Source organism: Pseudomonas sp. 32A, assembly GCF_052682255.1.
Genome location: NZ_JBQYLY010000001.1, coordinates 2,142,861 through 2,164,671 on the forward strand (window position 1 = coordinate 2,142,861; position 21,811 = coordinate 2,164,671).

The following is a 21,811-nucleotide window of genomic DNA, read 5'->3' on the forward strand; positions in this document are numbered from 1 at the left end:
GTCAGGGTTGCGAAGACTGGCGACGGAAGAACAGCGTCACCTGGCCCACTTCGACGCCCAGCTTGGACATGCTGGAGCGATTGATCAGCGTGTCTTCGTCCATCAGGTACATCCAGTCGTCGAGGCTCACTTCATAGACGGAGCCGTCAACCGGCAGGCTCAGCACGTAACGCCAGCGCAACGCGTTGCCGGCCACTTCGCCCTTGGCTTCACCGACCACATCGTCGGCGCGGCCGCGCCAGTGGTTCGGGCCATCGGGGGTCAGGGTCCAGACGCGCCGCTGGCGAGTGCCGTCGCTGTAGAGAAAGCGTTCGTCGAGAATCAGGTTTTCACCCTCGCGGCGGCTGGCGATATTCACCTCGAAACGCTTGGCCACTTCACCCGAGCGTTTCTCGAATATGCCCCAGGCCTTGACGGGCTTGCTGAAGAAGCGCACCAGGTCCAGTTGGGGCTGCTGGTCGGCATAGTGTTTTACATCCACGCTGCCACAACTGCTCAGGCCCAGCACCAGGGCCAGCGAAACCAATAGACGGGTCATTGCGGTTCTCCCTGAGAGGGCTTGATACAGATGAAGCCTCGATAGCTGATACTTGTACAAAATAATAAATTTGTACAGGTATTTAGAAGGGTATCCGAATGTTGTTGCCCACTTATGGGACCGAGCCCCGGGCGGATTCGCATATTGCGGTGTGGTAGGCGAAGGTGATCGTTCCCACGCTCTGCGTGGGAATGCCGCCTCGGACGCTCCGCGTCCCGCTGGCACCGCTGGACTGATGCCCCGCGCAAGGGTGACGCGGAGCGTCACGGTATGCATTCCCACGCAGAGCGTGGGAACGATCAAAGCACAAGCAAAGCTGCTTTTCTGTAGGAGCGAGCTTGCTCGCGAAAAACCTGAGGGCGCCGCGTTGAATCAGGATGCCCGCGTTATCGTTAACGACCTTCGCGAGCAAGCCCGCTCCCACATTTGGAGCGTTGCGCTGTTCAAAAGTGAGCCGCTGTAAGAGCGGAACCAATCTCAGCCATCACCCAAATAACGGATAGGTGATCGTTCCCACGCTCTGCGTGGGAATGCCGCCTCGGACGCTCTGCGTCCCGCTGGCACCGCCGGATTGACGCCTCGCGCAAGGGTGACGCGGAGCGTCACGGTATGCATTCCCACGCAGAGCGTGGGAACGATCAATCTGCTTTTCTGTGGGAGCGAGCTTGCTCGCGAAAAACCTGAGGGCGCCGCGTTGAATCAGGATGCCCGCGTTATCGTTAACGACCTTCGCGAGCAAGCCCGCTTCCACATTTGGACCGTGGCCGCTTCAGCTTTTGATTTTGCTTTTAACACTCAAGCCGACAGGCACTCCGCATGCCGGTCAGTAGCGAATCATCACCGACTTGAGCTCGGTGTAGTCCTCGATAAAAGCCCCGCCAAACTCCCGCCCCACCCCCGAAGACTTGTTGCCGCCAAACGGCACCGCCGGGTCGAGCATCGTGTGCATGTTCACCCACACCGTCCCCGCGTTGATCGCCGGCACCATGCGCAGGGCCTTGCTCAAATCGTTGGTCCAGAGGCTGGCGCTCAGGCCGTACGGTGTGTTGTTCATCAGCTCCAGCAGCTCTTCCTCAGTGTCGTAGGGGAAAAACGTCGCGATGGGGCCGAAGGTTTCTTCGTTGAGCAAGGTGTCGTTGATCGTGTTGGCGAGAATCACCGTCGGCTCCACGTAGCAACCCGGCCCGTCGATCCGCTTGCCGCCGTGGACAATCGTATTGTTCTCGGCCCGCGCCGTGGCGAAAAACCCTTCGAGTTTCTGTTGGTGCTGACGGTTGGTCACCGGGCCGAATTCGGTGCGTTCATCCAGGGGAGAGCCGATGTTCAAGCGGCCCAGTCGTTGCGCCAGCTTGTCCATGATCGCCTCGATCTGCGAGCGGTGGACGAAGAAGCGTTCAGCGGCCGCGCAGATTTGCCCGGAGTGCAGGAACCCGGCTTCGATGATCCCGTTGACCGCCTTGTCGAGGTCCACATCCCGCAGGAACCCGGCCGAGTTTTTACCACCCAGTTCCAGGGTCGCCCGGGTCAATCCGGCGCCCATGGCGCTGCGGCCCACCGCGATGCCGGTGGGCACCGAGCCGGTGAACGAAACCTTGTCGGTGTCCGCATGCTCCACCAGCCCTTTGCCCACATGCCCGCCACCGGTCAGCACGTTCAGCACGCCCGCCGGCAGGCCGGCGTCGATGGCCAGTTCGGCGATGCGCAGGATGGTCAGCGGGGTGAACTCGCTGGGCTTGATGATGATGCTGCAACCGGTCACCAGCGCCGAGGCGAGTTTCCAGATGGCGATCATGGTCGAGAAATTCCACGGCACGATGCCCACCACCACGCCCACCGGTTCCCGCAGGGTGAACGCGGTGTAGCGTTCGCCAGCGAAGGAGGGCAGTGACGGGGTGATGGTCTGGCCGCTGATCTTGGTGGCCCAGCCGGCGTAGTAGCGCAGGAAGTGCGCGGCCTGGTCCACCTCGAAGGCCCGGGAAATCTGGATGATCTTGCCCGACTGGCAGGTTTCGATCTGCGCCAGTTCTTCGCGGTGTTGCTCCAGCAGGTCAGCGAGTTTCAGCAGCACATTGCCGCGCATGGCTGGGGCGACCTGGGACCATTGCCGGAAGCCACGCCGGGACGATTCCACGGCCGCGTCGATATCGGCAAGGTCGGCATCGGCCACGTGGGCGATCACTTCGCCGGTGGCCGGGTTGATCACCTCCAGGGTCTGGCTGGAGTGGCTCTGGACGTAGCCGCCGTCGATAAACAAGGCATGGTTTCGACGGAGGAAGGCCTGGACTTCAGGCAGCAGCGCGATATCGCTCATGGGAATTTCCTGCTCGCAAAAGCCCGAGGTTAGCCAGCGCCGCCGGGCCAGGCTTGTCTGTGCCTGCCGGGCGATATGTCTGTGGCTGCCAGGCCTGTGGAAAGTGCAATCTTGGCTGTGGAAGGTGCATTTTCCGGGGTGATCGCCGGCTCCATACTGGCCCCACATCCAGCGTCGTTCGTTGCTTTGGAACGCCAGCCGGACATCCAATAATAAGCAGGGCCGTCCATGAAAAAGCCAAACCCGCTCCTCGAAGACCTCAAGGCGATTCTGCCGATCATCGCTGCCAATGCCTTCCAGGCCGAGCAGGACCGCAAGGTTCCCGATGAGAACATTGCGCTGCTCAAGAGCATCGGCATGCACCGTGCCTTTCAACCCAAACCCTTTGGAGGCATGGAAATCTCGCTGCCGCAGTTTGCCGACTGCATCGCCTTGCTCGCCGGCGCCTGTGCCAGCACCGCTTGGGCCATGAGCCTGTTGTGCACCCACAGCCATCAACTGGCGCTGTTTTCCGCGAAGCTGCAGCAGGAAGTCTGGGGCGACAACCCGAACGCCACAGCCAGTAGCAGCATCGCGCCGTTTGGCCGCACTGAAGAAGTTGAAGGGGGTGTGCTGTTCAGCGGTGAAATGGGCTGGAGCAGCGGTTGCGATCACGCCGAGTGGGCGATTGTCGGTTTTCGTCGTAAAAACGCCGAAGGCACTCAGGATTACTGCTTCGCGGTGCTGCCGCGCAGCGATTATCAGATTCGTGATGACTGGTTCGCCGCCGGCATGAAGGGCAGCGGCACCAAGACCCTGATCATCGACAACGTGCGGGTGCCCGAACATCGCATCCAGAAAGCCAAGGACATGATGGAAGGCAAGTCCGCCGGCTTCGGTTTGTACCCCGACAGCAAGATTTTCTACTCGCCGTACCGTCCGTATTTCGCCAGCGGTTTCTCCACCGTCAGCCTGGGCGTGGCCGAGCGCATGCTTGAGGTGTTCCGCGAGAAAACCAAGACCCGCGTACGTGCCTACACCGGCGCGGCGGTGGGGGCCGCGACTCCGACGTTGATGCGCCTGGCGGAGTCGACGCATCAGGTGGCCGCTGCCCGGGCGTTCCTGGAAAAGACCTGGCAGGAACACGCCGAACACAGCGAACAGCACCGTTACCCGAGCCGCGAGACCCTGGCGTTCTGGCGCACCAACCAGGCGTATGCCACCAAGATGTGCATTCAGGCGGTGGACCGTTTGTTCGAAGCAGCGGGTGGCAATGCGTGGTTTGAGCACAACGAAATGCAGCGGTTGTTCCGCGATTCCCATATGACCGGCGCCCATGCGTACACCGATTACGACGTGTGCGCGCAGATTCTGGGGCGTGAGCTGATGGGGCTTGAGCCTGATCCGAGCATGATTTGAAGCCTCGTGGCGGCCCCTCTGCAGGAGCGAGCTTGCTCGTGAAAAACCCGAGAGCGCCGCGCCCATCCAGGCAACCCACGTCATCGTTAACGACCTTCGCGAGCAAGCTCGCTCCTACAGGGAGCAGCTCGATAATAAGTAATCCGGGAGTCTTGTATGTCTGAGCACAGCGCTACGATCTTCGATCCACGGGCCTTTCGCCGGGCCCTGGGCAACTTTGCCACCGGCGTCACGGTGGTCACTGCCGCTGATGCCAGCGGGCGCAAAGTGGGTGTCACCGCCAACAGCTTCAACTCGGTGTCCCTGGACCCGCCGCTGGTGCTGTGGAGCATCGACAAGCGCTCCAACAGCCACGAGGTGTTCGAGCAGGCCAGCCATTTTGCGGTCAACGTGCTGGCGGCTGACCAGATCCACCTGTCGAACAATTTTGCCCGGCCCAAGGATGATCGTTTCGCGGAAATCGAATTTGAGCCGGGCGAGGGTGGCTCACCGGTCTTCGCCGATTGCTCGGCGCGGTTTCACTGCGAGAAGTATCAGCAGGTGGACGGTGGTGATCACTGGATCATGATCGGCAAGGTGGTGGCGTTTGATGATTTTGGGCGTTCGCCGCTGCTCTATCACCAGGGTGCGTATGCGCGGATCGAGGAACGGCAACCGTAGGGCGAACACCTCTATCGAAGGCTGAAGCAGGTTAAATGTGGGAGCGGGCTTGCTCGCGAATGCGGAGTGTCAGCCAATACATCTGGCGACTGACACACCGCTTTCGCGAGCAAGCCCGCTCCCACATGTGATCTCGGTAGCTCATTGCATCTGCGTTAGAACGGCACGGCCACAGTGACTTGGCTATAGAGATTGGTGCCATTGCCACCCACCTGGTTGCCGCCGTTGCTCTCATCCTTGTTGGGCTTGTACAGGCCCAGCAGCGGCGTGACGATCAGGTGTTCGTTCACCGCCCACTCCGCGTACAGGTCCAGTTCGCGCCCATCGAGGTTGAGCATGCCGCCCTTGCTCAACGTCTTGTAATCGAAGAACAGCGCGCCGACGGTCACGCTGTCCAGCGGCTTGACCTTCAACGCCACGTGCTGCACCTCGGTGTTGGTATTGAACGGCCCCGAGTAATTGCCAGCCACTTCGCCCTGCACCCAAGTGCCATAGCCACGGTTGAAGCCCGAGAACATCGCATCCCAGTTTTTCGAATAGCGGCTGTAGCGGTAGGTCAGGTCCGGCGACCACGGCAGCGCGGCGAAGGTATAACCGCCCTCGGTGTACCAGGCTTTTTCCGGGCCGGCGTCCTTGTCCTGCCAGGCGTATTCAAAGGAAAAATGTGCGTTCTCGATCCCGGCATTGCCCGCGCCCCGCAGGCTGTAGAGGTTCATCCCGGCGCGCTGTTTTTGCAGGTCATTGGCGTAACGATCATCGACGCTGATGCCATGGATATAGGTCAATCCCACCGTGCCCGGCGCGGCGGTGTAGTCCAGGGTGCCGGCGGCCATTTCGGTGTTGGCCTGGGCGCGGTTGTCGGATTTGATCCACATCACGCTGCCGTGCACGCCGTCCTTGCCCCCCAGGCGTAACACGGCGGTTTGATCGAAGGCATGGCGCGCGGCGATGTAATAGGCACCGCCGCGATTGAACTTGCCGTCATCCACGCCCTTGCCCAGGTTCGGGCCGTCGTCATTGATGATGAAGCCGTCGCCGAGCATGATGATCTGGCGGCCGAATGACAGGTCCACACCATCCTTGCCCAGCGCCGGAAACAGCTCCCCCGAGCGCCAACCGGCGAAGGCTTCGTCGAACTTGTTGGTGCGCTCGCTGCCGGTGGTCACGCCGGACGCATCGCCATCGCCCCAGGTGCCGGAGCTGACAAGGTTGGCCGTGCCATACACGCTGCCCAGGGCGCCGAAACGCTGGTCAACGCTCAAGCCATACTTGATGAAACCTTCACGCCAGCTGGAACCGCCGGTGGTGCCGTCATAGTTTTTGCGGCTGTTGAACATCCCGTACACCGCAAGGAAGTTGCCGGTGACCTGGGTGTCGTCATCGGCATACAGCTCAAACGCCTGGGCCGATGACTCGATGATCATCAGCGCAATGCCCAGGCTCACGGCCTTGTACAGCCGACGGGTTTTTTGTGTGTGCTCCATTGTTATAGTCCCCAGCAGGTTGAGTTGAGGGCGCATTAGTGCGAGCGGGAGCGGGCCAAGTCTTTCCTCTGCGTGCCAGGTAATTGACCCTGGCCGCCAGCGGCGGGACAGTGGCAGGCAGCAACAAAACCGGCGGCAGCCAGGAGCAAGACGATCAGCCAGGGCGGGGCGCAGAGTGCCAATACTTCTAAAAATCCGCTTCTTGAGGATCTGCACCATGTCGATCAACGACCGTCTCACCGAACACTTGAAACGCGGCACGGTGGGCTTTCCCACGGCGCTGGCGAGCACCATTGGCCTGATCATGGCCAGCCCGGTGATCCTCACCGCAACCATGGGGTTTGGCATCGGCGGCAGTGCCTTCGCGGTGGCCATGTTGATCGCGGTGGTGATGATGCTGGCCCAGGCGACCACCTTCGCCGAAGCCGCCTCGATCCTGCCCACCACCGGTTCGGTCTACGACTACATCAACTGCGGCATGGGCCGGTTCTTTGCGATCACCGGCACCTTGTCGGCGTACCTGATCGTGCATGTGTTTGCCGGCACCGCCGAGACGATCCTGTCCGGGGTGATGGCGCTGGTGAACTTCGAGCACCTCAATACCCTGGCGGAATCCGCCGGCGGTTCGTGGTTGCTCGGGGTGGGCTTCGTGATTGTGTTCGGGGTGCTGAATGCGTTTGGTGTGAGCGCGTTCGGCCGGGCCGAGATCATCCTCACCTTCGGCATGTGGACCACCCTGATGGTATTCGGCGTACTGGGCCTGATCGCAGCCCCGGCGGTGCAACTGGATGGCTGGTTCGGTGAATCCCTGGTGGGCACCGACCTGATCACGATCCTGTCGCTGGTGGGCATGGCGATGTTCATGTTTGTCGGTTGCGAGTTCGTCACGCCGCTGGCGCCGGACCTGCGCAACTCGGCCAAGGTGATGCCCAAGGCCATGGTGCTGGGGTTGCTGGGGGTGGCCACCTGCATGTTCATCTACGGCGCCGCCATGAAGCGCCAGGTGGAAAACGTATTGATCGACGCGGCGGGCGGCGTGCACCTGCTGGATACGCCGATGGCCATCCCGAAATTCGCCGAGCAGGTGATGGGCAGCATCGGCCCGATGTGGCTGGGCATCGGCTTCCTGTTTGCCGGGGCTGCGACCATCAACACCCTGATGGCCGGGGTGCCACGGATCCTGTACGGCATGGCGGTCGACGGCGCGTTGCCCAAGGTCTTCACCTACCTGCACCCGCGCTTCAAGACACCGCTGCTGTGCATCCTGGTGGCGATGCTGATTCCGTGCCTGCACGCGCTGTACCTGGGGGGCAACACCGACAACATCATGCACCTGGTATTGGCCGCCGTGTGCGCCTGGAGTTTTGCTTATCTGCTGGTGACGTTGTCGGTGGTGATCCTGCGGATTCGCCGGCCTGATCTGCCTCGTGCCTACCGTTCGCCGTTCTTTCCGCTGCCGCAGATTCTGTCGAGCATCGGCATCCTGCTGGGCATGTGGTTTATCACGCCGCCGGGGATGAACCCTGCTGACATCTACATTCCCTTCGGCGTGATGCTCGGTTGCACGGCGGCGTACGCGCTGTTCTGGACTCTGGTGGTGCAGAAGGTCAATCCATTCAAGCCCGCCTCGGTGGAAGAGGTGTTAGCCAAGGAGTTCGCCCATGAGCCAGGTCAGCCGCACAACGGGTATATCAGCCATGCTGCAAAAACTGTCTGAGCTGTTCAGCGCCCGGCGCGCGCCTGCCGGTTATCGTCCCGGCGTTACGCTGGAACACCTGCGGCGCAACCTTGGCCTCGCCGGTTATGCGGCGTGCGGACCGACGACGGCCCGTGTGGCCCTGGACGAGCTCGGATTGCAACTGGAGATCGTCGAACGCACCGAATCGCAACTGTTGATGCACCTGGTCATGACCGAATTCGTACTGCGCATTCCTGCCTCGCAGCAGGGCACGGCGAGCTTCGAACTGCACCACACCGGGGCCGTCCGACGCACTGGAATCCGCTGTCGGCAGCGCTCGGGAGACAAGGAAGTGTTAGGCGTTCTGCAAGCCGCGTTGCAGGAGGGCAGTGCGTTGTATCGCGCCTTTATGCCGCTGGACTTCAAGCGCCTGCGCATCGACCTGGTGGATCACCAATGGTGCGTGCGGCTTGAGCATATGGGCGGCAGCGAGGTGGTCAATCGCATGCCGGCATTCCGGCGCTATATCGCTTTGAGCAGCGATCAACGTGCCTGGCTGCTGGACGCCTTGAGCGGTTTCCAGCGCGCATTACAGGCCCACTGACCGCAGGATCTGGCATCAATAGTGCAACCACCTTGGCAGACACGTACTTGTTGCGCGCATATAGATAACATGTTAACTATTGCCCGACAAAAACAAAAAGCCAAGGTGGAAACTACCATGAGCATGCAACAGATTGGGCAAGACGGGCTGGACCGCTGGACCCGGGATCTGCGCGCGGTTTGCGGTCACTTCGACACAGAACTGGCCTTCAACCGCTCGCTGTTCATCGGCAGCATCAGCACCTTTTCCCGCGGCGGTTTGCCCCTGGCGAACCTGCGCACCAACGCCGGCCTGATCAAACGGCCCAAAGCCCGCGCCGACCACGATGACGACCAGAACTGCTTCCTCGTCAGCCAGCGCAGCGGCTACTGCCAGATCACCCAAAACGGCCAGAGCGTGCAACTCGCCCCCGGCGAATTACTCTTGATGGACTCGGTGGGCTCCATCGACATCACCCCGTTCGGGCTGATCGAACATGCCTCACTGTCCTTGTCCCGCGCAGAGGTGTGCAAACAGTTCGGCAACCAGCCCAAGACCTTCGGCAAAATCTCCTCAAGCAAAGCCTGCGGGCGCATGTTGCATGTGCTGATGGACCAACTGTGCAAAGACGCATTGAACGGCGAAGGCGCGGTCGGCGAGGGGCAGGCGTTGCAGTCGGCGTTTATCTCGCTGCTGGGGTCGGCGTTTGAGCAGGAAGATGATGAGCGGGACGATTGTGGCGGGTTGCAGGGCAGCAATCTGCGCAGCTATGTGCAGAAGGTGATTGATGAATCGTTGACCCAGCCAGGGCTCAGCCCGGTGGGGTTGGCGAGTCGGTTGAATATCTCGGTGCGGCATTTGTATCGGTTGTTTGAGGAACAGGATGACAGTGTGTGCCGGTATATCCAGCGGGCGCGGTTGAAGCGGAGTGCGGATGATCTGACCAACCCGTTTTTGCGCAGTGAGTCGATTACGTCGATTGCGTATAAGTGGGGGTTTACGGATTCGGCGCACTTTAGTCGGTCGTTCAAGAAACAGTTCGAAGTGTCGCCGAAGGATTTTCGGGCTGGGCGGTTGCAGCAAGTGGGGTGACTGGCGACCGCAGAAGCTTCTTTGACGTACACAGTTTAATTGTGGGAGCTGGCTTGCCTGCGATGGCGATTTGGTAGGCGCTAAAAAAAATTAGGGCTACCAAGTAGACTGATCCTCTACGCTCGCTCTTTGAAGTTCCTCCTTCCAATCATCGCTCGCTAGTTTATAGATATCCTCAAAAAAAATTCGCGGTTCATCAATCTCAGTCTCATCCCACGCCATTACTTTATGCTTGTCGTGGTCGCTTTTAAACTCTTTTGAAAAGTCAGTATTGGGGTTTTCTATCGCCGCTTTCAAAATGGAGATTAAAACAAATCGATGTCTGTAAGTTAAATACTCAAGATCTTTTAAAATAAACGACCTGATAATTGTTTCTCGATCCTTGGATTTGTTAGGGTTGTATTGCCAAAGTGCTTCGCCTTTAGTTTCTTCTTGGTCATATATGGATAGCGCTCCCAATATGTGAGAGAGTTTTGGCTCATAGGGTGCGTCTATAAATGGGACTTTTAACATCGTTATCTCACTGGGAATGCAGTAAAGGGGCGGTTCACGTTGTTTTTGTCGAACCGGACTTCGGCTTTGTTCATGTTTTCAGAATATTTTGGATTTTGTTTGTCTTTTTTATTCGGCTTGTATCCATGTCCTGCTCCTGGTAACTCCATAAGAACTACTGGGTTTCCTTCACTGTCAAATCCTGTAGGTGAAGGGTTTTTGCCCAGCATCCTATTCAAAGCTTTATTTATTGCATGAAGCTGCATTTTCCAACTTTTAAATTGTGAGCTTGAACTTGTCTTCCCTTTTTTTCCATTCGCTGGGTTAGTTCCATCTATCGCACGTTGCTTCATAGACCAGTCCGGTATTTCTGGTCCATGCTTGACTACAGTATGCATGTCGTATTTCTTTTCAAACTCCAAGACTCGCCGTTTTGCGTTCGCTTCGGTTAGCTCGTCAATTTTTGCCCGGCGCTCGGCTTGCGTTTGCTTGGGTAGAGGTGGTTCACCGTCATTAACCTTGGCAATCGGTTTTTCTATGCCGGCACTTGGCTTGCATCCATCCCCACCCGGACAGGTATTCAACCCCAACGGATCCACCCACCCGGTCGGGTTGGGTACGTACTGGTATCCGTTCAGCCCACCCGCCAGCTTCACGGGATCGGGCGTCAGGTAGCGGCCAATGTCCGGATTGTAGTAGCGATGACGGTTGTAGTGCAGCCCGCTTTCAGGGTCGAAGTATTGGCCCTGGAAGCGCAGCGGGTTGGTAACGGTGTTGACGTCCAGCTTCGCGATTTGGCCGTAGGCGCGGTAGTGCGCGGACCAGACGATTTCGCCATCGGGCGCGGTGACTTCTTGTGGGGTGCCCAGGTGGTCGAGTTGGTAGTAGAAGGGTTTTACGTCTTCCGGGCCGTAGCCTTTGAGCAGCGCTAACGGGCGAAAACTGTTGGGTTCGTAGAGGTAGCTCTGGTGGTGATCGGCGCTGTGCTCGGCGATCAGCTTGTCGCCTTGCCAGAAAAATTCGGTGGCCTGGCCGTTGATGGTTTTGGCGATGCGCCGACCAAACGGATCGTAGCGGTAGCTGGCCTTTGTGCCGTCCGGCTGGGTGACGCTGATCAGTCGGTGCTGGCAGTCGTAGCGGTATTCGGTAACCAACTGCTGGGCACGGCCCCGACGCTCGCGCAGGAGATTGCCGAAGGCGTCGTAGTCGTAATGACGGTCGCCTTGCATCAACAGGCGGTTGCCTTTGACGACGCAGGGCCCGACGCGGTCTTGCATCAGCAGGTTGCCCGCCGGGTCGTGGACGAAGCGTTCCTGCAGGTCGTGCGAGTGGTTGGCGCGGGTCAGGCGGTCGAGTGGGTCGTAGTGGTAGTCGTGCTGGCCTTTACGGGTGTCGAGGATGCGGGTGAGGTTGCCGCGTTTGTCGTAGTCGTATTGGCGGCGCTGGTGGCGTTGTTCCTGTTGGGTGATGGCGTGGGCGTGCAGGCGGCCTTGGTCGTCGTAGTGGTAGTGGCTGAGGAGTTGGCCTTGCTGGCGTTGGTGCTCGCGGCCGGATTTGAACAGGTGCGAGGTGAGCAGGCTGCCGTTGAGTTCGATGGTGGCGAGGTCGCCGCCTTTGTCGTGGTGGAAGGCCAGGCGGTTGTTGTCGGGCAGGCGCAGGTAGTTGAGTTGCCCGCATTCGTCGTAGTCATAGCGCAAGGTGCCCCAGCCCTGATGCTCGGCGGTGAGGCGGTTTTGCAGGTCGTATTCGTAGTGGAGCGGCCAATTACCGTCGTCGACGCTGAGGAGATTGCCGAGGCGGTCGTAGGTGTAATTGACGCTGTTGCCGTCAGGCAGGTTTTTTCTTACTAGGCGCCCGGCCGCATCGCGCGCATAACCGGTAACCAGCTGACTGCCGTCATCGCCGTATTCGGTCTTTTCCAGCAGGTGCCCGGCGAGATCGTAGACGTAGGCGGTGCGGCGGCCATCAAACCCGGTTTCCTGCTGTATCAGGCCGTTGGCGTGGTACTCAAGCCGATAGGTTTCCCCAACCTCATTTTCGATCTCGGTGAGTAACAACCGAACATTGTCGTAGCGGTATTTGAGCTGCGTGCCGTCCGGATTAATCCTACGGCTGATCAGATGCAGGCCGTCGGCATATTCGTAGCGCGTAACCCGACCCAGCTCGTCGCGCTCTGCAGTGATTTTTCCGTACGGGTTGTAGCTGAATTCGCGAGTGGCGCCGCCCGGCTGAATCACTTTCAGCAAACGACCCACGGCGTCCCACTGGTATTGGGTCAGCGCGCCATGCTCATCTTCGCAAGCAACCTGCCGCCCCAGGTCGTCATAGCGATAACGCCGCACACCGCCATTCGCCAGCTTCTCTTCGGTGAGCTGACCACGTTCGTCCCAGATCAGCCGCTGGCTGCTGTTATCCGGATACCAGACGCCGCTGAGCTTTCCGTGTCGGGTGTAGGTGTATTCGGTGTAATTGCCGTCCGGATCAGTCTTACGGGTGATATCTCCCTGGTCGTTACGCTGGTATTTCCACACCGCGTCACCACGGCGTACAACCCGCACGAACCCGTTGTCATGCTCGTAGGACGTGGGTGCATCGTCACCGGGAAACAGCGCAATCAACCGACCGGCTTCGTCATACTGATAAGCCGTCACCGCCCCCAGCGGATCCTGCTCGACCGTCAGCCGGCCTTTTTCATCGTAGGATTTGAAGTGCTGCGCGCCGTCCGGATCGATCCGCTGCACCAGCCGAGCGCGCTGGTCGTGGACGTAGACTTCCTGGCTGCCATCGGCGTTGTGCACGGTGACCGTGCCGTTGTCGTCCCACACATACCGCGTGTCCATCTGCGAAAAGCTGGCCCAGTGGCGGACACACCTTGCAGCCTTGCCAGACCGTTCCCACTCCCAAAAGAAACTCGCCCCACCGGCCAGTTCCCGCTCCAGGATCACCTGTTGATCGTCGTAGCGATAACGTTCGCTTTCGCCTACCGCGTTGGTCGCTTCGATCAACCGCCAGGCATCGTCGTACGTGTAGGCAACAACGTTCTGCTCGGTAACCCAGCCGAGTTCCCGCTGCACCTGATAGTCGACCGCAACGATGTGTCCACGGTCATACCGCAGCAGCAATCCTTGGCCGACGTGGTTATCGATTCGCTGAATCCGCCCGGAATAGTCTCGAGAAATGCGCAGCCGGTTGTCGTACGCGTCGCTGATCGACGTCAGCACACCGTCACGGAAGTGGTAGAAAAGGGAGGCTTGAGCCAGCACCAACTCATCGGGCAAAGCACCCAGATAAATCGCCGCTTCCGCCAGGCTATTGGTGATGGCCGGCCGTGCAGCAGAGGGCAGGGGAAAGGTAGTGCTGCGATTCTCGTGATCGGTCCACACCACCGATTCACCGCTCACCACCAACCGCTGCGCCAGCGCATGACTCCAGCCAAACCCCAACCCGCAATCCAACTCCACGGCACTGCTGCGATACAACCGCGTCCAGGCAAACGGCAGCACACCCTCCAACGAGCCGTCAGTGAGGGTCAGCAGCTCCTCACCGGTAACCATCGAAACCGGACAGCCATTGGTACAGGTGCTAGCAGAACAGGCCGAAGCATCCCCATTGGGGTTTTTCGCCGAAGCAGGCACATCATCCACAGGCTCCTGCTTCACCAGCGCTGTTCGCGCCGTTTTGGGCTCCCGCACCATGGGTGCCGGGTTCGAAACTTCCTCCACGCCAGCCTTCAACGGCACCGCTGCAGCCTTCACCGGCACTGCATGACTCTGAAGTGATAACGGCTTAAGCACCTCCGCATGCCCATCCAGCGGGGCCGCACCACCCAGCTTGGCAATCTGCTCCAACCACTCCCGTGCCTGCCCGGACTTGACCTTGCCCAGCACCTGCGCACCCAGGCGCACCGCCACACCCATGCCACCGGTAGCCCACAGCAACAGCAGGTTGAGCAGCACCTCGGTGGTGATTTCCCCGAGCAACTCAAGCATGTAATGCGGTGGCAGCATGCGCATCCAACTGACCATTGCGGACAGGTAGATGAACAGCAGTGGCTCATCGCTGAGGATCAACAACCCTTTGGCAATCGCCTCATTACTGAGCTTCAGCAGCGCTTCAAGCTCGGCCTGGGAGAGGTACTGCAGCAGCTTTTCGCTGTTGGGCCTGATATCTGCCAGCCACTGGTAGAGTTGCGCAATACCGTCCCACAGACCGTAAAGCACGTTGCCAAACCCTTGCGCGTACGCCTGTTGCAGCGAGGTGTAGCGATCGACAAAGCCGGCCTTGGAATAGCTCTCCCATATCGGCTTGAACGTGCTCGTCCATTCGCCACGCAAGCGGCCTTCCAGCGAGCTGATCTCGGACTGATAGGAGGCATACAGCGCCTTGACGTGGTCCCTGGAAACGTTGGGGTAAAAGCTGACCCGGTACTGCCGGTCGACGGTGCACTCGGTGACTTCGAGAATGCCGCTGGGGCCGATGGTCTTATGGATGGGGTCGCCGAGGGGGCCACCGTCTTGCGCGACTTCCTGCAGCATCACCGGCGTATTACCGATGGGCACGAACCGCGAGCTCTGGAACATATGCACCAGCTTCAACGACGCGTTGGCTTTGCAGGTTGCGACGGTGCTGCTGGGATAAAGAGACCGGGTGATGGGCGCAACCAGCGCAACTTCATCCCCCACCTTGAACACCTGCTCGACATCCAGCGCCGAGAAACTCCAGAAGCTCTCGGCCCAGGCGTCGTAGGTGTTCAGGCAGTGTGTGAAGTCGTTGAGAACCCCGTCGACGTCGCGCGTCTTCGGGTCCATCGCCGCCACGACCAGAAAGCCTATGGCGGGAATCAAGAGGCAGCCCCTTCGGGCTGGGTGTTAATCGAAAATGACATCGGCGTTCCCTCGCACTGTGTGATCAGGCGAGGGACTTTGCAGCGGTTCTCAAGGCGGGGGAGTAGAGGTTATCCGGCCGTTCGGTAGGACGTTTCGTTAAACCTCCGGCAAGGTCGAGCCGCCGTCCACCACCAGCGTTTGTCCGGTGATGTAACCCGCCAGGTCCGATGCCAGGAAGAGCATCGCCCCGGCAATATCCGCTGGCGCACCCAACCGTCCCAGCGGCACCCGGCTGGCGATCTGTGCGTTCACCTGGTCATCCCCCAGGTTGCCCATGGCCGGCGTGGCGATCATGCCGGGCTCCACCCCGTTGACTCGCACATTCAGAGCGGCCAGTTCCAGCGCCGCATTGCGAATGAACCCGTTGACCCCGGCCTTCGACGCCGCATAGTGGCTCAGCCCGGGAAATGCGACCCTGGGCCCGGTGACAGAAGACGTCACCAGCACGCAGCCCCGACCCTGGCGGCGGAACATCGGCAACGCCGCCTGGGTCAGCCAGAACAACGCCGAGAGATTGACCGCCAAGGTGCGGTCGAGCATCGCCGGGGTGATTTCGGCAAAGGGCGTCAGCGGAAAATACCCGGCGTTATGCACCAGAATATCCAGCCGCCCCCAACTTTGTTCCACCCCGGCAATCAGCGCGAAAACCGCAGCCGCATCCGCCAGATCCACAGTCACCGCTTCCACCTGGCAGCCGCGCCCGCACAGCTCGAGCGCAAGCGTCTCTGCCAGTTGCAGGTCGGCGATCATCACCCGCGCACCCCGCAGCGCAAAGGCCTCGACGATGGCCCGACCGATGCCCTGGGCGCCACCCGTCACCAATACGCTGCGCCCGCTGAAATCCAGGTCTTCATCCATGATTCAGCTCCATATGCGCATAGGCCAACGTCGGCACATCGACGATGCTCGAACCACCGTCTGCCACCAGCGCCGCACCCGTAATGATCGACGCTTCACTGGAGGCCAGGAAGCGGCACACCCTGGCGATTTCTTCAGCGCTGGCGGGGCGTCGCAGCGGCACATCGGCGCACACCCGGTCATAGGCGTGTTGCAGTGTCTCGCCATGAAAATCCATCAACGGCTGCATTTCTTCATCCGCCATCGGCGTGCGCACCCAGCCCGGGCATACCGCGTTTACCCGCACCCCGTGCGGGCCGTAATCCCGGGCCAGCGAACGGTTGAGCCCAAGCAACGCATGTTTGGCCGTGGTGTAGCCGCACACTTCGGGCCCGGCAGCCAGTGAGGCAATCGAACCCATCAGCACGATGTTCCCGCCACTTTCCAGCAGCAGCGGCAGACACGCCCGCGCGCTGTAGAAGGCGCTGTCGAGGTTGCTACGCAGCGCCACTTCCCAGGTCTGCGGGCTGGTGTCGGTGGCGCTGCCCACGCCATGGCCGCCCGCACAGGCCAGCAGCACATCGATCCGGCCGAAGCGCTGGCGAATCTGCTGCACAAAGCCCGCCCACGTGTCCGGGCAGGCCGCATCACCCACCAGCACCAACCCCCCAGTTTCCCCCGCGACCTGCTCCAGCGGCTCACGACGACGGCCGATCAGCACCACATGCGCACCCTCGGCGGCGTACAGCCGGGCGCACGCGGCACCGATGCCCGTGCCGGCCCCGGTGATCACAATCGTGCGCGGCTCAGTCATCGGGATGCTCCGTGCGGTTGAGCACCTGGCAGTAGGAGCTGATGGGGAAGTTCGACAGCTCATCGAACGACGCCCCGGCATAGCCGAAGATCTTGCCGTCGCTGCGGTGCTGTTGCAGGTCGATCAGCACCAGGCCGAGGGTGGGGATGATTTTTTCGCGCCAGACGAACAGGTACAGCTGGTCGGCGATCTTGTAGTAATGGCAGCGGTCGGTGTCGCACAGGCCTTGCTCGACGCCCTTGAGGCATTGCCAGGCGTAGAACTGGTGGTTGAGGTAGATGTGCTCGTAGACCTCGCTCGGGCTGTAGCGGTACTGGTTGCGCAGGCCGGTCAGTTCGGTGGTAGGCGCGTGGGGGCACTGGCCGGCTTGCCAGGGGCGGTCGAGGCTGCCGTGGAGGAATTCCACCTCCACCGACGTCAGCGGCTTGCCGGCCAGGGCGCGGCTGTAGAGGCCTTCGCGGGTTTGTTCCTGAGTGGGCAGGCGCCCGAGTACGGCGGTGAACGAGGCGCTGGCGGTGTCGAGCACCAGGCTGACCGACCAGGCTTGGGCGCCTTCGCGCTTAATGAAATCCACCAGGTACAAGCCGGGGCGCACCGAGGTCGCGCGGTAGGTTGCGCTGCCGCTGGAGTGACCGTCGGCCGCGACCCAGGACAGACTGTCGCGCTCGAAACGGTGCTCGATCTGCCAGCCATTGGCGAAGTGCAGCGTGAAGGTCTTGCCACTCAGTTCCGCCAGGTTCGGCAGGATAAATGCCTCTGGGGCGAAGCCGTCGGCCAGGGCGCCCACGGTGATCCAGTCAGAAGGTGTGGTCATTTGCGATGCTCCGGTTGGGTGGATGAACACCTCGGATCATCGCGCCCGGGAGCATGGCCGACCATCAACCGGATGGTTGAGGCGGGCTACAGGAACAGGCTGCCCACCAGTTCGGTGCGGCTGCTGACGCCGGTCTTGCGAAACAGGTTGATCAGGTGGGTCTTGATGGTGGGCAGGCCGACGTCCAACTCTCGGGCCAGCTGTTTGTTGCTGGCACCCTGGCGCAACAACAGGGCGATCTGGCGCTCCTTGGGCGTGAGGTTGGCCAATGCATCTTCAGCGGGTTGCATATTGGCCACGGCCAGTTGCAGCATGGTTTGCAGGGCGTTGAGTTGGGCCAGTTGCTCGCCGGTGAAGGCGCCCTGGTCGGCGGTGCGCAACAGCGAAATCGCCGCCTGGGGCTGGCCGCCACGCTGGGCGAGGATTTCCACCACGTCCACCACGCCATATCGCCGTAGAAAATCCCCATAGCGCCGGGTATCCCGCGCCGGCTGGAGGGCCATGGCAACGCCCAGCGGCACCACCGCCAGTCCACTGGACAGGCAGTTGCGCGGTTGCAGCGGGTCGAACTGGCGGTAGTTGTCCAGGTAGTCGCGGTGCATCTCGCCGCTCATGCCGTGCAACTGGAAATCCTGGGCTTGCAGATGGCGGTCGACGCAATAGAACGCGGCCTGGCTGACCGGAATCAAGCGGGTGAAAGCCTGCAGGCACTGGCCGGCGACTTCGTGGGCGGGGAGAGCGTGCATGGAGGGACACCTGCGCCAAAAGGCTGCCGACGGGGGCCGGCAGCCGGGGCCATCACACCACGGCGAAGTAGTGTTTGACGAAACTTTCGCTGACCACTTCCCACAGCACCGGGGTGCCCTTGGTCACGAACCAGCTGTCGCCGGCCTTGTAGCGGGTGCTCTGGCCGGTGGATTCGTCGGTGAGTACCACCTCGCCGGTGACCACGGTGGCTTGTTCGGCAAACGGGTAGACCATGCGGAACTTGCCCTGGGTGGTGCCGAAATAGGCGCTGCTGACCGGGTCGGTGGGGGCACCGAAGGTCATTTTGCCGAAGGCCCGGACTTCGCCTTCGAGGATGGTTGAACCGAGGTCGGCGACGGTGCCCCAGGCGTCGAGTTCGGACAGCTGGATGTCTTTCTTGAGGGTAACGAGGGTCATGGCAGTTGCTCCTGATGAGAAAAAATAGCGATCAACTGTAGGAGCGAGCTTGCTCGCGAAGGTCGTCAACGATGACGTTGGCGTCCTGGATGAACGCGGTGCCCTCGGGTTTTTCGCGAGCAAGCTCGCTCCTACAGGTGTCAGGTGTCAGGTGTTAGGTGTCAGGTGACAGGTGTTAGGTGTTAGGTGTTAGGTGTGGGTTTTAGCGGCGGCCGTTCCAGTATCCTGAGAGCTGGTGCCAGGACTTGCCGGCGGTGAGCAGCAGCGGGCGGATCGCGTCTTTGCCGATGATGGTCGGGCGGTGGATCGAGCTGACCAGGTCATATCGCGCCGAGCCTTCGCTCATGCCCTCGGCCAGCACTTTGCAAATGATGTGGCTCGGGGTGACGCCGAAGCCTGAATAACCCTGCACATAGAACGCGTTGCTGCGCCCGGGCAGGGTGCCGATCTGCGGGAACAGGTTCGGGCTGCAGGCCATCGGGCCGCCCCAGGCCAGGTCGATCTTCACGTCCTTGAGGTACGGGAAGATCTTCAGCATCAGGTTGCGGTTCCAGGCTTTCAAATCGCCGGGAATGTGCTCCACCAACGGTGTGGCGGCGCCGAACAGCAGGCGGTTTTCATTGGTGACGCGGTAGTAGTCGATCACCGGGCGAATGTCGCTGTAGGCCCCGCGAATCGGGCTGATACGGTTGATCAGTTCTTCGGACAACGGCTCGGTCATCATCTGGAACGCGTAGGTGTTGATGGTCGAACGGTGCAGTTCCGGTTCCAGCTTGTTGAGGAAACTGTCGCAGGCCCACAGCAGCTTGCTGGCCTTGACCGAACCGCGGCCGGTGCGCACGGTGATGCGTTCGCCGTAGCTGACTTCCAGTGCCGGGCTGTTCTCGAAAATCTGCACGCCGTGGCCGGCCAGGGCCTTGGCCTCGCCCAGCAGCAGGTTCAACGAGTGTACATGCCCGCCGCCCATGTGCAGCAGGGCGCTGCTGTAGGCGTCGGAGCCGATGATCTGCTTCACGTCGGATCCGCCAAGGAAGCGGATCTCGTGCTGGGTGTTGATGGACTTGAAGTCTTTTTCCCAGGCGCGCAGGGTCTTTTCCTGGCGGGCGTTGAAGCCCATGTAGCCGTAGCCGTGGCAGAAATCGGCATCGATGTCGTACTTGGCAATGCGATTCTTGATGATGTCGGCGCCCAGGTCGCTGATCTCGAAAATCTGGCGCAGGCCGTCTTCACCCACGTCCTTCTTGATCTTCTCCAGGTCGTGGCCGATGCCGGCCATGATCTGCCCACCGTTGCGCCCGGTGCCGCCAAAACCCAGGTAACGCGCTTCCAGCACGACGATGTTGGTGATGCCTTTCTCGGCGAGTTCCAGGGCGGTGTTGATCCCGGAAAAGCCGCCACCGATGATCACCACGTCGGCTTCCACGTCCTGTTCCAGGGTGGGGAAGCTGAGGTTGTATTTCTTGGTCGCCGTGTAATAGGTCGGCGTTTCGATATTGATCATTGCGCTGCCTGACAGTGAAGAACTAATGAGTGTATTAAGGCCGTTGGCGCGCTGGATGTCTTGATTCTGTGTGCCGGGCTTTTTGATCCTGCGCGCCAGAGCCTTCGCCGGCTTCACAAGTTATAGCGTGCGGCGGGGAGGAGAGTGTTAGAGTTTCGTTAAAACATTAACTAAATCTATCGTGACCCTGAGCCTATGTTGAAACCCAGACAATCCCTGACCTTGACCCTGTTGCAGGCCCGTGAAGCGGCCATGAGTTTTTTTCGGCCGTCGCTGAATGAGCATGGGCTGACCGAACAGCAATGGCGGGTTATTCGAATTCTCAGCCAGCATGACGAGCTGGAGATTTACCAACTGGCCGAACTGGCGTGCATTCTCAAACCGAGCATGACCGGCGTGCTGGTGCGCATGGAGGCGGCGGGGATGGTGCACCGGCGCAAGGCCGAGCAGGATCAGCGGCGGGTGCTGGTGACGCTGGCGGAGAAGGGCAAGGCCTGTTTCGAGTCGATGAGCCAGTGTATGGAGGAGAATTATCAGCGGTTGCAGGAGCAGTTTGGGGAGGAGAAGTTGCAGGTGTTGCTGGGGTTGCTGGATGAGTTGAAAACCATCAAACGCTGACACACCGCCGATCCAAATGTGGGCGCGGGCTTGCTCGCGAAAGCGGTGTATCTGTGCCAGATTTGTCGGCTGACACACCGCATTCGCGAGCAAGCCCGCTCCCACATTTTGGATCTTTGTGGTTTCAGAGAGTCAGTACACGCCGCCGGTAATGGCCGGTGTTGCGGTGTCTTTGAATTTCGCCGCCAACCCCTGCAACCCGCGCATCAACACTGTCGTATCCACGCCTACCGCCACAAACGCCGCCCCCAACTCGATATACCGCCGCGCCAATTTCTCATCCGCGCTCAAGATGCCCGCCGCCTTGCCAGCTTTCTGAATCCGCCCAATCGCGTCCTCAATCGCTGCCTGCACCTCGGGATGCCCGGGATTGCCCCGATGCCCCATGGCCGCGCTCAAATCCGCCGGCCCGATAAACACCCCATCCACGCCATCAACCGCCGCAATCGTGTCCAGGTTGTCCAGGCCTTCACGGTTCTCGATCTGCACCAGCAGGCACATCTGCGCATCCGCTTCATCCAGGTAACCCGGAATGCTGTTCCAGCGCGAAGCCCGTGCCAGCGCACTGCCAACGCCCCGTACGCCAAAGGGCGGATAGCGCACGGCCCGCACTAACTGCTGAGCCTGTTCAGCCGTCTCTACCATCGGCACCAACAGCGTCTGCGCGCCAATATCCAGCACCTGCTTGATCAGCGCGGTATCGCCGATCACCGGGCGAATCACCGGCTGGCTGTCGTAGGCGGCGATAGCCTGCAACTGGCCTAGCATGCCGCGCAGGTCATTGGGCGCGTGCTCGCCGTCGATCAGTAGCCAGTCGAACCCGGCATTCGCGGCCAGTTCGGCGCAATAAGCGTCGGCCAAACCGAGCCACAGGCCGATCTGGGTTTCGCCACGTTGCAGGCGCTGCTTGAAGCGGTTGATGGGCATGTCCATGAAACGGT

17 protein-coding genes and 1 pseudogene are annotated in these 21,811 nt (G+C 60.6%); 6 read left to right on the forward strand and 12 right to left on the reverse strand.

Going from position 1 to position 21,811, the window contains the following annotated elements:
• Position 1: 1 nt before the first annotated feature.
• Positions 2–538, reverse strand: coding sequence for a DUF3833 domain-containing protein (locus ACUN0G_RS09895; RefSeq protein ID WP_445573245.1), 537 nt, complete (start codon positions 536–538; stop codon positions 2–4).
• 823 nt (positions 539–1,361) lie between these two features.
• Positions 1,362–2,849: an aldehyde dehydrogenase family protein gene (locus ACUN0G_RS09900; RefSeq protein ID WP_445573246.1), complete on the reverse strand. Its 1,488-nt coding sequence runs from the start codon at positions 2,847–2,849 to the stop codon at positions 1,362–1,364.
• 228 nt (positions 2,850–3,077) lie between these two features.
• Here ACUN0G_RS09900 and ACUN0G_RS09905 point away from each other — a divergent pair, with 228 nt between their 5' ends.
• Together ACUN0G_RS09905 and ACUN0G_RS09910 are read left to right on the forward strand one after the other, a co-directional pair.
• Positions 3,078–4,247: a p-hydroxyphenylacetate 3-hydroxylase oxygenase component gene (locus ACUN0G_RS09905; protein ID WP_445573247.1), complete on the forward strand. Its 1,170-nt coding sequence runs from the start codon at positions 3,078–3,080 to the stop codon at positions 4,245–4,247.
• 156 nt (positions 4,248–4,403) lie between these two features.
• Positions 4,404–4,889: pseudogene (locus ACUN0G_RS09910) on the forward strand (flavin reductase family protein); the annotation flags it as partial.
• Between the two features lie 173 nt (positions 4,890–5,062).
• On the opposite strand, the gene ACUN0G_RS09915 reads toward ACUN0G_RS09910, so the two are convergent.
• Complete coding sequence (locus ACUN0G_RS09915; RefSeq protein ID WP_445573248.1) at positions 5,063–6,391, reverse strand: hypothetical protein; 1,329 nt, start codon at positions 6,389–6,391, stop codon at positions 5,063–5,065.
• Between the two features lie 217 nt (positions 6,392–6,608).
• Between ACUN0G_RS09915 and ACUN0G_RS09920 the strand changes: the two genes are divergently transcribed.
• The 3 genes from ACUN0G_RS09920 (at position 6,609) to feaR (ending at position 9,744) form a co-directional block, all read left to right on the forward strand.
• Positions 6,609–8,108 (forward strand): APC family permease, encoded by a 1,500-nt coding sequence (locus tag ACUN0G_RS09920; RefSeq protein ID WP_003219898.1) that lies wholly within the window; start codon positions 6,609–6,611, stop codon positions 8,106–8,108.
• Complete coding sequence (locus ACUN0G_RS09925; protein ID WP_445575541.1) at positions 8,089–8,673, forward strand: DUF3156 family protein; 585 nt, start codon at positions 8,089–8,091, stop codon at positions 8,671–8,673. Before ACUN0G_RS09920 ends, ACUN0G_RS09925 begins: the two co-directional genes overlap by 20 nt.
• A 117-nt stretch (positions 8,674–8,790) precedes the next feature.
• Entirely contained in the window at positions 8,791–9,744 is a 954-nt protein-coding gene (gene feaR / locus ACUN0G_RS09930) for a transcriptional regulator FeaR (protein WP_258344794.1), read from the forward strand.
• 96 nt (positions 9,745–9,840) lie between these two features.
• Here feaR and ACUN0G_RS09935 read toward each other — a convergent pair whose 3' ends face one another.
• The 8 genes from ACUN0G_RS09935 to ACUN0G_RS09970 form a co-directional block, all read right to left on the reverse strand.
• Positions 9,841–10,257, reverse strand: coding sequence for a hypothetical protein (locus ACUN0G_RS09935; RefSeq protein WP_445573249.1), 417 nt, complete (start codon positions 10,255–10,257; stop codon positions 9,841–9,843).
• A gap of 2 nt (positions 10,258–10,259) precedes the next feature.
• Entirely contained in the window at positions 10,260–15,044 is a 4,785-nt protein-coding gene (locus ACUN0G_RS09940; protein ID WP_445575542.1) for an RHS repeat-associated core domain-containing protein, read from the reverse strand.
• A gap of 174 nt (positions 15,045–15,218) precedes the next feature.
• Positions 15,219–15,980 (reverse strand): SDR family oxidoreductase, encoded by a 762-nt coding sequence (locus ACUN0G_RS09945; protein WP_445573250.1) that lies wholly within the window; start codon positions 15,978–15,980, stop codon positions 15,219–15,221.
• Positions 15,973–16,773 carry an SDR family NAD(P)-dependent oxidoreductase gene (locus ACUN0G_RS09950; protein ID WP_445573251.1) on the reverse strand — a complete coding sequence of 267 codons (801 nt, stop codon included), beginning with the start codon at positions 16,771–16,773 and terminating at the stop codon, positions 15,973–15,975. Before ACUN0G_RS09950 ends, ACUN0G_RS09945 begins: the two co-directional genes overlap by 8 nt.
• Complete coding sequence (locus ACUN0G_RS09955) at positions 16,766–17,587, reverse strand: molybdenum cofactor biosynthesis F family protein (protein ID WP_445573252.1); 822 nt, start codon at positions 17,585–17,587, stop codon at positions 16,766–16,768. The genes ACUN0G_RS09950 and ACUN0G_RS09955 overlap by 8 nt, the downstream gene beginning before the upstream one ends.
• A gap of 86 nt (positions 17,588–17,673) precedes the next feature.
• A complete protein-coding gene (locus tag ACUN0G_RS09960) occupies positions 17,674–18,333 on the reverse strand; it encodes a helix-turn-helix transcriptional regulator (protein WP_445573253.1) in 660 nt (219 codons plus the stop codon).
• Between the two features lie 52 nt (positions 18,334–18,385).
• Entirely contained in the window at positions 18,386–18,751 is a 366-nt protein-coding gene (locus ACUN0G_RS09965; RefSeq protein ID WP_003209872.1) for a cupin domain-containing protein, read from the reverse strand.
• Positions 18,752–18,953: 202 nt separating this feature from the next.
• The gene (locus ACUN0G_RS09970; RefSeq protein ID WP_076016037.1) at positions 18,954–20,252 is read right to left on the reverse strand and encodes an NAD(P)/FAD-dependent oxidoreductase; all 1,299 of its coding nucleotides are present in this window, start codon (positions 20,250–20,252) and stop codon (positions 18,954–18,956) included.
• Positions 20,253–20,447: 195 nt separating this feature from the next.
• Here ACUN0G_RS09970 and hpaR point away from each other — a divergent pair, with 195 nt between their 5' ends.
• Complete coding sequence (gene hpaR / locus ACUN0G_RS09975) at positions 20,448–20,870, forward strand: homoprotocatechuate degradation operon regulator HpaR (protein WP_445573254.1); 423 nt, start codon at positions 20,448–20,450, stop codon at positions 20,868–20,870.
• Between the two features lie 132 nt (positions 20,871–21,002).
• Here hpaR and hpaI read toward each other — a convergent pair whose 3' ends face one another.
• Positions 21,003–21,803 (reverse strand): 4-hydroxy-2-oxoheptanedioate aldolase, encoded by an 801-nt coding sequence (hpaI, locus tag ACUN0G_RS09980; protein WP_445573255.1) that lies wholly within the window; start codon positions 21,801–21,803, stop codon positions 21,003–21,005.
• Positions 21,804–21,811 lie beyond the last annotated feature (8 nt).

Coding starts and splice junctions, on each gene's coding strand:
- ACUN0G_RS09895 (WP_445573245.1), bottom strand. CDS start 538: ATGACCCGTCTATTGGTTTCGCTGGCCCTGGTGCTGGGCCTGAGCAGT.
- ACUN0G_RS09900 (WP_445573246.1), bottom strand. CDS start 2,849: ATGAGCGATATCGCGCTGCTGCCTGAAGTCCAGGCCTTCCTCCGTCGA.
- ACUN0G_RS09905 (WP_445573247.1), top strand. CDS start 3,078: ATGAAAAAGCCAAACCCGCTCCTCGAAGACCTCAAGGCGATTCTGCCG.
- ACUN0G_RS09915 (WP_445573248.1), bottom strand. CDS start 6,391: ATGGAGCACACACAAAAAACCCGTCGGCTGTACAAGGCCGTGAGCCTG.
- ACUN0G_RS09920 (WP_003219898.1), top strand. CDS start 6,609: ATGTCGATCAACGACCGTCTCACCGAACACTTGAAACGCGGCACGGTG.
- ACUN0G_RS09925 (WP_445575541.1), top strand. CDS start 8,089: ATGCTGCAAAAACTGTCTGAGCTGTTCAGCGCCCGGCGCGCGCCTGCC.
- feaR (WP_258344794.1), top strand. CDS start 8,791: ATGAGCATGCAACAGATTGGGCAAGACGGGCTGGACCGCTGGACCCGG.
- ACUN0G_RS09935 (WP_445573249.1), bottom strand. CDS start 10,257: ATGTTAAAAGTCCCATTTATAGACGCACCCTATGAGCCAAAACTCTCT.
- ACUN0G_RS09940 (WP_445575542.1), bottom strand. CDS start 15,044: ATGGACCCGAAGACGCGCGACGTCGACGGGGTTCTCAACGACTTCACA.
- ACUN0G_RS09945 (WP_445573250.1), bottom strand. CDS start 15,980: ATGGATGAAGACCTGGATTTCAGCGGGCGCAGCGTATTGGTGACGGGT.
- ACUN0G_RS09950 (WP_445573251.1), bottom strand. CDS start 16,773: ATGACTGAGCCGCGCACGATTGTGATCACCGGGGCCGGCACGGGCATC.
- ACUN0G_RS09955 (WP_445573252.1), bottom strand. CDS start 17,587: ATGACCACACCTTCTGACTGGATCACCGTGGGCGCCCTGGCCGACGGC.
- ACUN0G_RS09960 (WP_445573253.1), bottom strand. CDS start 18,333: ATGCACGCTCTCCCCGCCCACGAAGTCGCCGGCCAGTGCCTGCAGGCT.
- ACUN0G_RS09965 (WP_003209872.1), bottom strand. CDS start 18,751: ATGACCCTCGTTACCCTCAAGAAAGACATCCAGCTGTCCGAACTCGAC.
- ACUN0G_RS09970 (WP_076016037.1), bottom strand. CDS start 20,252: ATGATCAATATCGAAACGCCGACCTATTACACGGCGACCAAGAAATAC.
- hpaR (WP_445573254.1), top strand. CDS start 20,448: ATGTTGAAACCCAGACAATCCCTGACCTTGACCCTGTTGCAGGCCCGT.
- hpaI (WP_445573255.1), bottom strand. CDS start 21,803: ATGGACATGCCCATCAACCGCTTCAAGCAGCGCCTGCAACGTGGCGAA.